This window comes from Photobacterium sp. BZF1 (assembly GCF_014349205.1).
In the GTDB taxonomy this organism is placed as follows: Bacteria; Pseudomonadota; Gammaproteobacteria; order Enterobacterales; family Vibrionaceae; genus Photobacterium.
This window is the reverse complement of the sequence record NZ_JACSOF010000035.1, coordinates 31,587-47,041: the sequence shown is the minus strand read 5'-3', so window position 1 is coordinate 47,041 and position 15,455 is coordinate 31,587. Positions and strand designations below refer to the sequence as shown.

Here is a 15,455-nt window from a genome sequence, read left to right as displayed (position 1 = left end):
TGGTGGACTGAGTCCCATGATGTACGAACTGAGAAATTAACCCCCGTGTCTACTTTACGGGGGTCATATCAACCCAGCACCCAGCACCCAGCACCCAGCACCCTGTTTATTCCCCCGGCATCCTATGCGGCGGCACATGGATCGTCAGCGGGTGGAAGCCTTTCATGACGATATGCCCCTGGTAGGCATCTTGGCCATCGGCAGAGAATTCAAATAGGTAGATTGTATGCCAGCCCCAGCGGCCGTTGCGATCCCGCAGGCGGTGTTCCCCCCTTGCAGTATTGAGCAGTTGTAGCCCCAGATGCTCGCAGCGCTGGTTGATGAAATAGTTGGCTAGTTCAGTCTGTCGTCGTTGCTGCCAGAACAGGTAGCCAACTATGGCCATAAGTAAAATACCCAGCAGGTTTTCCATATCAAAATATCCTTGTTCTCTCCCCGGCAGGATGAGCCGGGGAAAGGTTCTCTCGAATTACTGAGCGTTTCTGGCGTGTTGCTGGAGCTTGGTGATGGCATCGACTAGTGCCGGGTCGGCCTGGCCGTGAAGAACCTGCAGCATGATCCCGCGTAGCATTGGCAGCATAACCAAATCGGCAAACAACTGGTTGAACAGTGCCTGTTCGCCGGCCTCGGCAAGACGAAGCAGGAAAGTAGTGGCGACTTGGGTATCGGCCAAACCATTCCAGCATCGACCGGCAATAGCGACTAACACCTCTGGATGGCAAAGTTCGGGTTGGGCCAGTAATTTTTCCAACTGTTTACGAAGCAGCTGTGCTTCAGCGCCTGACAGGGCACGGATCAAGGCAGCAACTAAAAACAAATCCGGAGTATCGACAGCGACTTCCTGTTCAAGGCGCTCGGCCAAGCGGGCAGCCAATGGCTCCGGCAGTTGGCAATGCTCAAGGCAGCCTAACAGTGCATAGAAAGGTGTCAATGGCAGGTTGTTGATGGCTTTTCGCAGCAATGTTGCGTTGTTTTCCTGCTTAATACGGGCACAGACATCGGCCAGGCCCTGCAGGCCAACCCCTTGCCATTTGTCCCAGCCTAGATCGCCTGTCAGGTAATGCTGGGCATGTTCGTAGTATTGGCTCGCAGGCAGCGCGAGTTGGCTTCGCAACTGGGCATGGAAAATAGCCATCTTGTCATCGCTTGGCTTGAAGGTATAAGGGTTAGCAGCCAGCTTTTCCTGCTCTTCTTCAGTCGGTGTGCTGTTGAGGGTTGCCCCCATGGCTTCGATAACATATTTAATGAAATCACCGACAGCGGCTTGTTTGAGTAGGCCGCGCTCATCTAGCGGTAGGCGCAGAAACCAAATCCACGGTGGATTGCCAGCCTGCCAGAACGAGATAGACAGATGGGCATGCTGCTGCAGCGGCCATGGATAAGGCTGGCGGTTTTCTTCCACTGCCTTGAATTGCTCGACGTCGATCTCATTGACCCGGCGGCCAAGATCGAAAATCTTGTACTGGCAGCCAGCGTTGTCTAGGAGTTGGGTAAGGGTATGAAAATTATCCATTGGCAGTCTCAGTGCTCCTCAATCAAGGACAACGAGTATATACCAAACCCCATTGTGGTGCAGTTGCGATGACACTTTCTCGCTTGGGTGCTGCTATGGTTGCCTTGGGCTAGCGCTTGGGAGGTGGTATCCTTCGCCACCTTAATCCAGACAATCCTTAATTTCGAAGATAATCATTGTAGAGGTCCTGTGATGGATAAAGCCCGTCATTGCCAACAGTTATTGGAAAAGCTCGCCACGGTATTGCAAGAGAATGATTATTGGGAGGCCGAGCAACCTTCTATTGAGGTGCTCAGCAGTAGTCAGCCGTTTTCTATTGATACCCTGCGCTGCGAACAATGGCTTCAATGGATTTTTATTCCCAAGCTAAGCCATATGATCGCTATGAATATGGCATTGCCTGCCGCCTTTGAATTTTCCCCCTATGTCGAGGAAGCGATGAAAGACGCCAAGGGCCAACCGGCTATCTTGGCGGTGACCCGTGAACTTGACCAATTATTTAAGAGTAAGTAGTGATGGAACTCGAGATCCTTTATCGCGATGAATACCTGGTTGCTGTCAACAAGCCTGCAGGTATGTTGGTGCATCGTTCTTGGCTTGACCGCCATGAAACCGTGTTTGTGATGCAGACCCTTCGTGATCAAATCGGTCAGCACGTGTTCCCACTGCACCGATTAGATAGGCCAACATCCGGGGTATTGCTGTTTGCCTTATCGAGTGAAACCGCGTCGTTGATGATGCCGATGTTTGCTGGGCGTGATGTGAAAAAGACCTACCATGCTGTGGTTCGTGGCTGGGTCAAGGAAGCGGCGGTACTCGATTACCCGCTCAAAGAAGAGTTGGATAAAATTGCCGATAAAGATGCCAACCAAGATAAAGAAGCCCAGTCAGCAGTCACTGCCTATGCGCCGCTAGCCAAAGTGGAAACAGATATCCCGGTTGGCCGCTATACAACTAGCCGTTACACCTTGGTAGAGATGAAGCCAGAGACTGGACGCAAGCACCAACTCCGCCGCCATATGCACCACCTTAGCCACCATATTATCGGTGATGTGAACCACGGTGATGGCCGCCACAATAGGATGTTCCGTGACAATTACGACTGCCGCCGCTTGATGCTGCATGCTTCGCGCCTGCAACTCCAACATCCGCTGACAGGAGAAATGCTGGATATTCGTGCCGGTGTTGACGAGGCATGGATGCGGGTGATGGACGCCTTTGGTTGGGCTCCGGCTTTGATGATGCCTGATGCTTCGTAACTTCAGCGCTTTGTAATGCCAGGTAGCCAATAAACTTGCATCTAACCTCTTCAAAGACCACAGTTAATATTATCGAGTAGTTTGGGCACAAAGGATGGTGTTGGATGATGGCGAAAATAGGTGTGTTTGTCGGCTCGGTGTTCGGCGGGGCTGAAGAGGTTGCCCAGGAGGTGGAGCGCTATTTGGTTGAGGCAGGCCATCAGGTTGAGCTCTTTCTCGAGCCAACGTTGGATGAGTTTCTTGGCTACCAGCAGGATCTGGCGCTGGTGGTCTCGTCCACAACCGGTCAGGGAGAGATCCCCGATAACTTACTGCCTCTCTATCAGGCGCTTAATGATACTTTCCCTTTGATGCCCCAACTGCGCTATGGGGTCATTTCCCTAGGTGATTCCAGTTATGGTGAAGATCGCTTCTGTGGCGGTGGGCGGCAGTTTGATGAATTGCTGCTTCAACTTCAGGCGAAGCCACTGGCTGAGCGATTGGACGTCGATGCCTGTGTCAATTTTGATGCATTGGAAGTGGCGATGCCTTGGCTAGAGGGATGGGCCAAACAGGCTGATGCAGTCTAAGGTTCCAACGCCAACCCGCGAGAAATAGCGGGTTGGAACGGACACTTTCTAGCTTAATCTTCTGTGAAAATTCGCAGAAGGTTGGGGCGATCATTTTAGCTTTTCTAGATCTGCCTCGATCTCGGCGATCTTATGGCTCACCACTTGCTCTAGGTGGCGTAGATCACTGAGGATCTTTTTCTTGATATCAACTTCACTGTGCTTTTTGTTAGTGATGCCATCGAGCTCATCGATGATAAAGGTCAGGGTGCGGTTGATTTCGGTAACTTCCTTGTACTCCCGGCTACCACTGTTCACCATCACTGATTTGCGTTGGCGGGGAAATTTAAACTTCACACTCTTGGCGAACAACTCTCCCTTCTGCTTGGCAAAGTAGATTTTTAAAATGTCATGGGCGGCTTCCTGCCGCAGGCTGTAGCGTTCAATGGTGTCTGGCTTTTCGACGCCGATGGCGGTGAGGTTTGGGTACATACTGGCCTCGTGATTTTATTGTTTGGTTTGTGATTATTTCTTTTCCAGCCGCTCTATCAGTGCATCCCTCAGCTGCACTTGTTGCTCTTCGCTGAGTTGCTCACCGTCCTGGTTAGTCACGATAAAGAAGTCTTCGGCTCGCTCGCCGATAGTGGTGATTTTGGCAGCCTGCAGGCTGATACCCTGGCGGGCAAACACCGAGCCCACACGGGCTAGCAGGCCTGGCATGTCCAACGCCACCAATTCCATCATGGTCTTCTTACCCGATTTCGTTGGTAGGAAGTCAACCTTGGTTTTGACGTTGAAGTGCTGAAGTTTGTACGGCGGCCGCTTTTTCTTGCGATCGGACTTCATGTGAGTCAGGGCGTTGACTAGGGCTCGACGAACGGTCTGGTGGCGGTTTTCTCCCAGCGCCTTGCCGGTCGGGTCGAGTACCATGAAGGTATCAAGGGCAAAGCCGTCTTTGCTGGTCATGACCTGAGCATCGTGGACACTGAGGTTTTTCTTGTCTAGCTCTGATACCACAATGGCAAACAGCTTGGGTTTGTCCTGGCAGTAAACGAAGACCTCGGTACCGCCACGGGTCGGCTTTTGGCTGATCAAGATCAGCGGCTTGCTGTGATCCTCATGTTTGAGGATGGCTTCTGCATGCCAGGCGATTTGTTTGTGGGTGTGGCGCAGGAAGTAGTCGGCCTTGAAACGCTGCCAAAGCACTTCAATATCACGCGGAGCGAAGCCTTCGCTGCGCAGCAGGGCTGATGCCATCTGTTGGTTGTGGCGGATCCGCTCGCGGATATCCGGTGGGTTTTCCAACCCGCGGCGAAGCGCTTTCTGGGTCGAGTAGTACAACTCAGCCAGCAGGGTCCGCTTCCAGCTATTCCACAGCTCTTGGTTGGTAGCGCAGATATCTGCCACGGTTAGGCAGATCAGGTGATCGAGCCGCTCCTCGTCGCGTACTTCCTTGGCAAACTCGGTGATGACCTCAGGATCGTAGATATCGCGGCGCTGGGCTGTCACTGACATTAGCAGGTGCTGGTTGACCAACCATTTGACTAGGTTGGCCTCGGGTTTGGACAGGCCGTGCTGGATACAGAACTCGTAGGCATCGACACCACCGAGCTCGGAATGATCGCCGCCCCGGCCCTTGGCAATATCATGGAAAATGGCAGCCAGTAACAGGAGTTCTTTCTTGGTCACCCGCGGGTAGACTTCACAGCAGATCGGGTGCCTGTCGCGGTTGGCCGGATCATTGAATTTGTTGATGTTCTTGAGTAGCCGGACAGTGTGCTCGTCAACGGTATAGACATGGAACAGATCGAATTGCATCTGGCCGACGATCTGGCTCCATTGCGGCAAGTAGGCGGAAAGGACGCCATGGCGGTGCATCAGTTTAAATGCTCGTAGCAAGCAGTTGGGCTGGCGGACCAGTTCCATGAATTTGTCTCTTGCCGCCGGGATCTCTATCAGGAAGCGGTTGAGCCGGCGTCGTGCCGTACGTAACTGGCGCAGGGTAGGGGCTGCAATCCCCTCTATCTGCGAGTTGCGGGCAATATGCAGGAACATATCGAGGATAGTCTCAGGCCGGGCCTGGAAGAGTGCCGGCTTGGTCGCCTCTATCAAGTGGCCTCGTAGCTGGAAGTCTTCATCGAGTACGACAGGCTCCTGGGCGCTTCCCTTGTTGAGGATCGCTTGGTCAAACAGCTGTAACAGCATCTTGTTGAGCTCGGCGACGCGACGAAGGGTGCGGTAGAAGTCCTTCATCATCATTTCTACCCCACGGTTACCTTCGCCTTGGTAGCCAAGCAGTTCGGCGACGGAGGCTTGGTGGCCGAAGGTCAGGCGGTTGTCGTAGCGGCGCAGTTCGCAATGAAGGGCAAAACGGATCCGCCAAAGCGAGTCCTGGCATTCGACCAGTTCGCGGTATTCGGCATCGGTCAAAAAGCCAAACCGGCTCATTTCCAACAGGCTGGTGGCACCGAAATGGCGTCGGGCTACCCAGCTTAGGGTATGGATATCACGCAGGCCGCCGGGGCTGGATTTGATATCCGGCTCAAGGTTGTAAGTGGTATCGTGATAACGGGCATGGCGGGTTTTCTGCTCATCCAGCTTGGCTTGGTAGAACTGCTCGCTGGGCCAGAAACTGCCGTCGTTCAAGCGCTCTTCTAGCTGCTGGTAGGTCTCTTGATTACCGCACAACCAGCGCGATTCTTGCAAGTTGGTGGCAACGGTCAGGTCGTCCTGGCCGATGTTGATGCACTCATCGATGGTACGCACACTGTGGCCGACATCAAGCTTGAGATCCCACAGCAGGGTGAGGAAGGCACTGACGGTATTACCGGTGTTATCGTCAATAGGATCCTGACTCAAGATCAGGATGTCGACATCTGAGAGCGGGTGCAATTCACCGCGGCCATAGCCGCCGACAGCAACCAGTGACAAGGTTGGGTGCTCGGTGAGACCGAAATGCTGCCATAAACGTTCCAGCAGATGGTCGATATAGCGTGAGCGGGCCTCGACCAAATTGGTTACCGGGGTATGGGCCAGAAACTGGGCTTTCTGGTTATCGGTAAACTGGTCGAGTTCCAAGCGTAGCTGTTCGGGAGCCATCGGATCGACCTGTTCGGTCTCTGGGTGAGAAATAGGATCTGTCATTGCCGTCCATGCATAGTCAATACTCTTGATATAACCCTATCATGGTCGGGACTGATAGCAATAAAAAAGCCGACCTAAAGGCCGGCTCAGCAGTCGATTAAGTCATGCTAGGCACGGCTTAGTTGTTCATTAGACGTGGGATCGTGTCATCACCGCGTAGGGTCAGCACTTCACAACCTGTCTCTGTTACCACGATGGTGTGTTCGTACTGGGCTGACTTCTTGCCGTCACCGGTGTATACCGTCCAGTCATCCTGGGCATCTACGGTACAGCCGAACTTACCCGCATTGATCATCGGCTCGATGGTGAAACACATACCCGCTTTCAGTACGGTACGGTCGCCGTTGCGGTAGTGGACTACCTGCGGTTCTTCATGGAACTCGCTGCCAATGCCGTGGCCACAGAAATCCTTAACAATAGAATACTTGTTCAGTGGGTTCTTCTTGTTATTGTCCTTGATGAATTTCTCAATTGCGGTGCCGATATCACCGACGCGGGCACCCGGCTTCACTTTACGCATACCGACGTACAGCGCTTCCTGAGTCACGCGGCAAAGGCGCTTGTCTGCAGGGGATACGTCACCTACCAGGAACATTTTTGATGTGTCACCGTGATAGCCTTCAGGGCGCACGCTCAAGTCGGCATTTTCGTCGTTCGGGACGATAACCGTGATATCAACGTTGATGATGTCGCCGTTCTTCAGAACAGCAGGCTTCATCTGGCCGTTGCTACCCATCTCATCCTGGCTGGCAGGGATGCCATGGCACACGATGTGGTTGATAGACGTACAGATAGATTTCGGAAAACCGTGGTAATCAAGCGGAGCCGAGTAGGCGCCTTTTTCCAACGCATAATCATGACAGATTTGGTTTAGTTCATCCGTCGTCACACCTTCTTTGATGTGAGGTTCGATCATTTCCAGCACGTCAGCGGCCAAACGGCCGGCAGCGCGCATTTTTTCGATCTCTTCAGCCGTTTTGATCTTGATGCTCATTCAATCTTCTCTGTTTGATTGTTACTTCTTCTTTACATGGTAACAGTGAGGGGGCTGGATGGAAACCAAGATTCGGTACAATCGCTGAATTGAAGATATTGGTGCTGGATTTTGGTTGCGAAAATATGGTATAAAGCGCGCCGTGATCGGGTAATTGGATTTCGATTCATTTACGCCGATTGCACTAAACTTTTATTAATCACTCACACATATCGGCACATCTTCCGGGGTGCCCAGCAGTTTTTCGCGAAGCTGTAACGCCTAAGGCGTTGTCTGGGTCGGTAAGATGGGATATGTGGACGCCTAACCCCATAGAGGAATATTCAATGGCAACTGTATCAATGCGCGACATGCTTAAGGCTGGTGTTCACTTCGGTCACCAAACTCGTTACTGGAACCCTAAGATGAAGCCATTCATCTTCGGTGCTCGTAACAAGGTGCACATCATCAACCTTGAGAAAACTGTACCAATGTTCAACGACGCTCTAGCAGAAATCAACAAGATTGCTGCTCGCAAGGGTAAGATTCTTTTCGTTGGTACTAAGCGTGCAGCCAGCGAATCTATCAAAGAAGCTGCAGTTAACTGTGACCAGTACTACGTAAACAACCGTTGGTTGGGTGGTATGCTGACTAACTGGAAAACTGTTCGTCAGTCAATCAAGCGTCTAAAAGATCTTGAAACTCAGTCTACAGACGGTACTTTCGACAAGCTAACCAAGAAAGAAGCGCTAATGCGTACTCGTGAAATGGAGAAGCTTGAGAAGTCTCTAGGCGGTATCAAGAACATGGGCGGCCTACCAGACGCTATGTTCGTAATCGATGCTGATCACGAGCACATTGCAATCAAAGAAGCGAACAACCTGGGTATCCCAGTATTTGCAGTAGTAGATACTAACTCTAACCCAGACGGCGTTGACTTCGTTGTTCCAGGTAACGATGACGCAATCCGTTCTATCCAGCTTTACACTGGTGCTGTTGCTCAGACTGTCACTGAAGGCCGCAACCAAGACATCGTTGCTCAAGCTGAGCAAGACGGTTTCGTAGAAGCTGAATAATAGCCGCGCTCCTTTGAGCATCTTAAGTTACCTTGTGTAAACTAAGAATGGTTACCAGGGGCCGATCATGGCCCCTGATTTTTACACCAAGTATTCAAAACTGAGGATATAACAATGGCAACAGTTACAGCTGCCCTAGTTAAAGAACTGCGTGAACGTACTGGCGCAGGCATGATGGAATGTAAAAAAGCGCTTGTTGAAGCTAACGCTGACATTGAGCTAGCGATCGAAAACATGCGTAAGAGCGGCGCTGCAAAAGCTGCTAAGAAAGCAGGTAACGTTGCTGCTGAAGGTACAATCCTAATCAAAGACGCGAACGGTGTTGCAGCTCTTCTTGAAGTTAACTGCCAGACTGACTTCGTTGCTAAAGATGCAAGCTTCCTAGCTTTCGCTAACGAAGTACTAGACGTTGCTCTAGCTGAGCGCCTAGACGTTGCAGCTCTTCAGGCTAAGTTCGAAGAAACTCGCGTAGCGCTAGTTGCTAAGATCGGTGAGAACATCTCTATCCGTCGCGTTGAGTTCATCGAAGGCGAGAACATCGCTTCTTACCGTCACGGCGACCGCATCGGTGTTGTTGTAGCTGGTAACGGCGACGCAGAAACTCTGAAGCACATCGCTATGCACGTAGCTGCTTCTAAGCCTGAGTTCGTGAACCCAGAAGACGTACCTGCAGACGTAGTTGAAAAAGAGCGTCAGGTTCAGGTTGAGATCGCGATGAACGAAGGCAAGCCAGCTGAAATCGCAGAGAAGATGGTTGTTGGCCGCATGAAGAAATTCACAGGCGAAATCTCTCTAACTGGTCAGCCATTCATCATGGAACCTAAGAAGTCTGTTGGCGAAATCCTAAAAGAGAAAGGCGCTACAGTTTCTAACTTCATCCGCCTAGAAGTTGGTGAAGGTATCGAGAAAGCTCAAGAAATGAGCTTCGCTGAAGAAGTAGCAGCAGTACAGAAGGGTTAATCCTTCTTGCTAAGAACTCCAAAGACCGTAGCCTAGGCTGCGGTCTTTTTACAACTCCGTATCTATATTTGTAAGCCTGGAAGGTAAACCAATGACCACGAATCCTAAACCGACTTATCAACGTATTCTGCTCAAACTCAGTGGGGAAGCACTGCAGGGCGAGGAAGGTTTTGGTATTGATGCACAAGTTCTTGACCGCATGGCTCAGGAAATCAAAGAACTGATTGAACTAGGTGTACAAGTTGGCCTTGTTATCGGTGGTGGTAACCTGTTCCGTGGTGCAGGCCTAGCAGAAGCAGGTATGAACCGAGTTGTGGGCGATCACATGGGTATGCTTGCAACCGTGATGAACGGCTTGGCAATGCGTGATGCGCTACACCGTGCCTATGTGAACGCTCGAGTAATGTCAGCAATTCCTCTGAACGGCGTTTGTGACAACTACAACTGGGCTGATGCGATTAGCCAGCTTCGCCAAGGCCGCGTAGTCATCTTCTCTGCCGGTACTGGTAACCCGTTCTTTACTACTGACTCAGCAGCATGCCTACGTGGTATCGAAATCGAAGCTGATGTGGTACTGAAAGCAACAAAAGTTGACGGTGTGTTCACAGATGACCCAGTTAAGAACCCAGATGCGGTTCTTTGTGATAAGCTAAGCTATCAAGATGTTCTTGAGAAAGAACTGAAAGTGATGGATTTGGCCGCATTTACGCTTGCTCGCGACCACAGCATGCCAATTCGCGTGTTCAACATGAACAAACCTGGTTCCCTGCGCCGTGTGGTAATGGGTGAGCAGGAAGGTACGTTGATCTCTAACGACTAAGTCTTGCGAGTAAGTGACGCCACTTATTCTTTTCGGGAGCGAATAGGCTCCCGTCTTTACCGAATCATTAAGGGTATTAATCGTGATTGATGCAATCAAACAAGATGCGCAAGAGCGCATGGGCAAAAGCGTTGAAGCGCTGAAAAACCAGCTGGCTAAAGTTCGTACTGGCCGTGCACACCCAAGCCTGCTAGATACTATCTACGTTGAGTATTACGGTGCAAACACGCCGCTTAAGCAGCTAGCAAACGTTGTTGCTGAAGACTCTCGTACACTGGCAATCACAGTGTTCGATAAAGAGCTGACTCAGAAAGTTGAAAAAGCGATCATGATGTCTGACCTTGGCCTAAACCCAATGTCTGCAGGTACTGTGATCCGCGTTCCATTGCCACCGCTAACAGAAGAGCGTCGTCGTGATCTGGTTAAGATCGTTCGCGCTGAAGCTGAGCAGGGCCGTGTTGCTGTTCGTAACATCCGCCGTGACGCAAACGCAGACGTTAAAGCACTGCTGAAAGACAAAGAAATCTCTGAAGATGACGACCGTCGCGCTCAGGACGATATCCAGAAGCTGACTGATGCAGCGGTTAAGGACATCGAAGTGATCCTAGAAGCGAAAGAAAAAGAGCTAATGGAAGTTTAAGGCTTAGCCTTAAGTTCGATTGCTTGATATGGTTTAGGGCGCTGTGCGTGCAGCACAGCGCTTTTTTTTGAGGGAGATGTATGGCAGAGCATACAATCGATACTGCACTTGGTACTGACAGCTTGCCAAAGCACGTTGCCGTGATAATGGACGGCAATGGACGCTGGGCAAAAGCCAAGGGCAAGCCTCGAGTGTTTGGCCACAAGGCCGGCGTAGAAGCCGTACGTAAGACTGTCTCGACCGCACGTCGCTTGGGGATCCAGTGTGTCACTCTGTTTGCATTTAGCAGCGAGAACTGGCGCCGGCCCGAAGACGAAGTCTCTTTGCTGATGGAATTGTTCATGACTGTACTCAGTCGTGAAGTGAAGCGCCTACACAAGAACAATATTCGCTTGCGAATCATCGGTGATACCCGCCGGTTCAGCGAGCGCTTGCAGAAAAAAATCTCAGATGCAGAAGCACTGACCGCCGACAATACCGGCTTGGTGCTGAACGTGGCAGCTAATTACGGCGGCCAATGGGATATTTTACAGGCTGCAAAGCAACTTGTTCAGCAGGCTGCCGAGCAAGGACTCACAGAATCAGATATCACTGAAGAAATGTTGGCTTCAGGATTATCCACAGCAGGCCTACCCGATGTCGATCTCCTGATCCGTACCAGCGGTGAGTGCCGAATCAGTAATTTCATGCTGTGGCAGACGGCTTACGCCGAGCTTTACTTTACCGAGCAGCACTGGCCAGATTTCGATGAAAAAAGCTTTGCTGAGGCTGTTGCGTGGTTTGTTAACCGGGAGCGCCGCTTCGGTTGTACCGGCGAGCAAATCCAAGCATTGATGGGTAACTAACTTTTCGCTCGTCGGCGCTGACAGGATTATGTATTTTATAGGGCATCTGGCTATGGTCTCGATGCCTTTTTTACTGGTAATTGGATTACCCGAACACCGTTGCCGATGGGCACGGCCACAATAGAAAAATGAGAGGACGCAGTTTGCTTAAGCAACGTATTATTACCGCAGTCATTCTCGCTCCCTTAGTTATCGCAGGAATTTTCCTTTTGCCTTTTCCTGCTTTCATTGCAGCCCTTGCGGCTATTACCCTGTTGGGTTTCTGGGAGTGGACACAATTTGTTGAAACAAAATCGCGTCTAGCGGCGATGGCTCTTCCGGTTGCGGCCATGGTGGCTTCACTGATGATTATGCCTACCGATGTCGAGACGCTGGCCGCACTGGCTGCATCTCACCAGGCGATGCTGCTGATTGGTGGCCTATGGTGGATTGTCGCTTCGGCATTGGCCATTAGCTACCCGGGTAGTACCAAGTTCTGGTCTTCGGCCCCTCCTCTAAAGCACCTTTTTGGCTTGCTGACCTTGCTACCTTTCTTCTGGAGCGTGCTGATGCTCCGCGCGGTAAATTACCTTGATAACCCATACCATGGCGCCAAACTGGTGATGTTGGTGTGTTTCTTGGTATGGGCTGCCGATACCGGTGCATATTTCTCTGGCAAGCGCTTTGGTAAACACAAGATGGCCCCAGCCGTCAGCCCGAACAAGACTATCGAAGGCTTGATTGGCGGTGCGGTACTGGCTGTCGCTGTGACTTGGAGCGGTGCAGCGTTGATGGGGATCCCATTTACAAGCGTGTCTAGCCTGTTACTGATTGCAGTGATCACTGTGGTGGCTTCTGTACTGGGTGATCTGGTCGAGAGTATGTTCAAGCGCGTCTCTGGTATCAAAGACAGCGGTAATATCCTGCCTGGGCATGGTGGTATTCTTGACCGTATCGATAGCCTGACAGCTGCCCTTCCTGTTTTTGCCCTACTGTATTTATGGTTGGTATAAGCCAACTTTCTATTTCATGCCGGTAGTGTGAGTCATTACTTACTTGTTTGCTACCGGCTTGAGTGCCATGCTCAATTGGCCAGTCAATGATTGTTTGTTGTTAAGTGATAGTATGCGTAAATTAACGATTCTTGGTGCGACGGGATCTATTGGGAGCAGCACTTTGGCTGTTGCTGCACAGAATCCCGAGTTGTTTGACGTTGTAGCCCTCGCTGCGGGTAGCAATAGCCAGAAAATGTTTGAGCTATGCTGCCAGTGGCAGCCAAAGTACGCGGCAATGGCCTCGGTAAGTGCAGCAGAGCAATTGCGCATACAGCTCAAACAACATGGCGTGGCAACCGAAGTATTGGCTGGCGAAGCCGGAATGTGCCAAGTCGCGTCACTTGATGAAATTGATACCGTGATGGCGGCGATTGTTGGTGCCGCTGGTTTGATGCCGACGATGGCTGGGGTCAAGGCCGGCAAGCGTATTTTGCTGGCAAACAAAGAAGCCCTGGTGATGTCAGGTCAGATGTTTATCGATGCCTGCCGTGAATACGGCGCCGAACTGTTGCCGGTAGACAGCGAGCACAATGCCATTTTCCAGAGCTTGCCGGAGCAAGTTCAGCGCGCGATGGGGTATTGTGACCTTGAGGCTGCAGGAGTGAGCAAAATCTTACTGACTGGCTCCGGTGGCCCGTTCCGTTATACCGATGTGAGTGAGTTGGCTGCGGTGACGCCAGCGATGGCGATTGCCCACCCGAATTGGTCGATGGGGCCGAAAATTTCTGTCGACTCAGCCACTATGATGAACAAGGGCTTGGAGTTTATCGAGGCGCGCTGGTTGTTCAATGCCTCGCGTGAGCAAATGGATGTGATTATTCACCCGCAATCTGTTATCCATTCCATGGTGCAGTACAAAGATGGTTCGGTATTGGCCCAGATGGGGTTACCTGATATGAGAACCCCGATTGCTTGTGCAATGTCCTATCCTGAAAGAGTGGATGCGGGTGTTGCACCATTGGATTTCAGCCAGGTTGGTGAGTTTACCTTCCTCAAGCCGGACTTTGCCCGCTACCCATGTCTGAAGCTGGCGATGGACGCTTGCTTTAGCGGCCAAGCGGCTACGACAGCGCTTAATGCGGCCAATGAAGAGGCCGTCGCGGCATTTTTAGATAATCGCTTGGGCTTTACCGATATTGCCAAGGTGAACAGCCAGGTGTTGGGGGCTGCTTCACTGGTTGAACCAACCGACTTGGAAAGCGTTATTGAGCTAGATAGAATGACCCGGGTCTTGGCACAGGAAGTAATACGTAAGGTATCGTTATGACAGGAATATTGTGGAACCTAGGCGCATTTCTACTCGCCCTCGGCATATTAATTGCCGTACATGAATACGGGCACTTCTGGGTTGCACGCCGTTGCGGGGTCTATGTCGAGAAGTTCTCCATTGGCTTTGGTAAGGCCCTTTGGCGCAAAGTAGGCAAAGATGGCACTGAATATACCTTGGCGATGATCCCTTTAGGGGGCTATGTCAAAATGCTCGACGAGCGGGTTGAGCCGGTTGATTCTGATCGCCGCCATATGGCGTTCAACAACAAAAAACTATGGCAGCGCAGTGCTATTGTGGCTGCTGGCCCCCTAGCTAACTTCTTGTTTGCTATCGTTGCCTACTGGGTTGTTTACCTGATTGGTGTGCCGGCGGTGAAGCCAGTGATTGGTGAAATCGCGCCACAATCGATTGCTGCTGAGGCAGGAATTGAAAGTGGAATGGAACTAAAGACTATTTCAGGAATCAAAACCGCAGATTGGGAATCCGTTAATATGGCGATGATTTCCCACATTGGCGATAAAGAAATGGTGTTGACCGTTACTGAACCTGGTAACAGTTACGAAATCGAGAAGCAACTCGACTTGTCGAGTTGGTCGTTTGACCCAGAAAGTGAGCGCGTGCTTACAACATTGGGGATCACGCCATACTCGCCTAAAATTACTCTGGTCATTTCACAACTTGTGGAAGACGGAGCAGCAATCGCCGCCGGTTTGCGTTTAAATGACGAAATTATTGCAATCGACAGGGAAAGCGTGACCGACTGGCAGCAGGTCGTTGATGCGGTTCGCTCTCATCCTCAGCAGACGCTGGCGATGGAAGTGTTGCGCGACGGTGAGCCTGTCGCATTGACGTTAACGCCAGGGGCACAGGAATCCGGCGATGAGCTTGTCGGCTACGCAGGGTTTGCACCGAAAGTAGAACCATGGCCTGAATCGTACCGCATTAATTTGCAATATGGACCGATTGAGGCGGTGGGTAAGGCTGCTGAAAAAACTTGGCAGCTCGTCACATTGACCTTTGATATGGTGACCAAGTTGGTGACCGGTGATGTGGCAATGAAAAATTTGAGTGGCCCGATCTCGATTGCCAAAGGGGCTGGAATGACCGCCGATTATGGTGTGGTGTATTTCCTGGGTTTCTTGGCCTTGATCAGTGTCAATCTGGGGATTGTCAACTTGTTGCCGCTTCCGGTATTGGATGGTGGACATTTGATGTTTTTTGCCATCGAAGCGGTAACACGTCGTCCTGTTTCTGAACGTGTTCAGGATATAGGCTATAGAGTGGGCTCAGCCATTTTGGTTGCATTAATGGCTGTTGCGCTATTCAATGATTTTACCCGCCTTTAATAAGAGCGTTTTAGCAAGGAATAATCA

Annotated in this window: 16 protein-coding genes; 11 read left to right on the top strand and 5 right to left on the bottom strand. The window is 51.2% G+C overall.

The genetic code is table 11. The features are described from left to right. Positions 1-106: 106 nt before the first annotated feature. Positions 107-412: a DUF3301 domain-containing protein gene (locus BIZ37_RS10055; RefSeq protein WP_187461390.1), complete on the bottom strand. Its 306-nt coding sequence runs from the start codon at positions 410-412 to the stop codon at positions 107-109. Positions 413-469: 57 nt separating this feature from the next. After that, positions 470-1,513: a DUF3549 family protein gene (locus tag BIZ37_RS10050; RefSeq protein ID WP_187461389.1), complete on the bottom strand. Its 1,044-nt coding sequence runs from the start codon at positions 1,511-1,513 to the stop codon at positions 470-472. 192 nt (positions 1,514-1,705) lie between these two features. Between BIZ37_RS10050 and BIZ37_RS10045 the strand changes: the two genes are divergently transcribed. From BIZ37_RS10045 to BIZ37_RS10035, 3 genes are all read left to right on the top strand, one after another. Beyond that, positions 1,706-2,026 (top strand): YqcC family protein, encoded by a 321-nt coding sequence (locus BIZ37_RS10045; protein WP_187461388.1) that lies wholly within the window; start codon positions 1,706-1,708, stop codon positions 2,024-2,026. 2 nt (positions 2,027-2,028) lie between these two features. Then, positions 2,029-2,772 carry a tRNA pseudouridine(65) synthase TruC gene (gene truC / locus BIZ37_RS10040; RefSeq protein ID WP_187461391.1) on the top strand — a complete coding sequence of 248 codons (744 nt, stop codon included), beginning with the start codon at positions 2,029-2,031 and terminating at the stop codon, positions 2,770-2,772. Between the two features lie 104 nt (positions 2,773-2,876). After that, complete coding sequence (locus BIZ37_RS10035; RefSeq protein ID WP_237157067.1) at positions 2,877-3,341, top strand: flavodoxin; 465 nt, start codon at positions 2,877-2,879, stop codon at positions 3,339-3,341. Between the two features lie 90 nt (positions 3,342-3,431). Here BIZ37_RS10035 and BIZ37_RS10030 read toward each other — a convergent pair whose 3' ends face one another. The 3 genes from BIZ37_RS10030 to map all read right to left on the bottom strand — a co-directional run bounded on the left by BIZ37_RS10030 (position 3,432) and on the right by map (position 7,458). Continuing rightward, positions 3,432-3,812 (bottom strand): DUF3461 family protein, encoded by a 381-nt coding sequence (locus tag BIZ37_RS10030; RefSeq protein WP_107301027.1) that lies wholly within the window; start codon positions 3,810-3,812, stop codon positions 3,432-3,434. A gap of 33 nt (positions 3,813-3,845) precedes the next feature. Then, positions 3,846-6,419, bottom strand: coding sequence for a bifunctional uridylyltransferase/uridylyl-removing protein GlnD (gene glnD / locus BIZ37_RS10025; RefSeq protein WP_370577329.1), 2,574 nt, complete (start codon positions 6,417-6,419; stop codon positions 3,846-3,848). Between the two features lie 163 nt (positions 6,420-6,582). Continuing rightward, entirely contained in the window at positions 6,583-7,458 is an 876-nt protein-coding gene (gene map / locus BIZ37_RS10020) for a type I methionyl aminopeptidase (RefSeq protein WP_187461386.1), read from the bottom strand. A 326-nt stretch (positions 7,459-7,784) separates the two neighbouring features. Between map and rpsB the strand changes: the two genes are divergently transcribed. From rpsB to rseP, 8 genes are all read left to right on the top strand, one after another. Further along, positions 7,785-8,513, top strand: a complete 729-nt coding sequence (gene rpsB, locus BIZ37_RS10015; RefSeq protein WP_146157117.1) for a 30S ribosomal protein S2 — start codon at positions 7,785-7,787, stop codon at positions 8,511-8,513. A 114-nt stretch (positions 8,514-8,627) separates the two neighbouring features. Beyond that, positions 8,628-9,473 (top strand): translation elongation factor Ts, encoded by an 846-nt coding sequence (gene tsf, locus BIZ37_RS10010; protein ID WP_107301031.1) that lies wholly within the window; start codon positions 8,628-8,630, stop codon positions 9,471-9,473. 91 nt (positions 9,474-9,564) lie between these two features. Continuing rightward, the gene (gene pyrH / locus BIZ37_RS10005) at positions 9,565-10,293 is read left to right on the top strand and encodes a UMP kinase (RefSeq protein WP_107301032.1); all 729 of its coding nucleotides are present in this window, start codon (positions 9,565-9,567) and stop codon (positions 10,291-10,293) included. An 82-nt stretch (positions 10,294-10,375) separates the two neighbouring features. Next, positions 10,376-10,933, top strand: a complete 558-nt coding sequence (gene frr, locus BIZ37_RS10000; protein ID WP_107301033.1) for a ribosome recycling factor — start codon at positions 10,376-10,378, stop codon at positions 10,931-10,933. Positions 10,934-11,013: 80 nt separating this feature from the next. Beyond that, positions 11,014-11,778, top strand: a complete 765-nt coding sequence (locus tag BIZ37_RS09995) for an isoprenyl transferase (protein ID WP_187461385.1) — start codon at positions 11,014-11,016, stop codon at positions 11,776-11,778. A 143-nt stretch (positions 11,779-11,921) separates the two neighbouring features. Continuing rightward, a complete protein-coding gene (locus tag BIZ37_RS09990; protein WP_255526726.1) occupies positions 11,922-12,770 on the top strand; it encodes a phosphatidate cytidylyltransferase in 849 nt (282 codons plus the stop codon). 112 nt (positions 12,771-12,882) lie between these two features. Then, positions 12,883-14,079 (top strand): 1-deoxy-D-xylulose-5-phosphate reductoisomerase, encoded by a 1,197-nt coding sequence (gene ispC, locus BIZ37_RS09985; RefSeq protein ID WP_187461383.1) that lies wholly within the window; start codon positions 12,883-12,885, stop codon positions 14,077-14,079. Next, positions 14,076-15,428 (top strand): sigma E protease regulator RseP, encoded by a 1,353-nt coding sequence (rseP, locus tag BIZ37_RS09980; RefSeq protein WP_187461382.1) that lies wholly within the window; start codon positions 14,076-14,078, stop codon positions 15,426-15,428. The genes ispC and rseP overlap by 4 nt, the downstream gene beginning before the upstream one ends. The last annotated feature ends 27 nt before the right edge of the window (positions 15,429-15,455 follow it).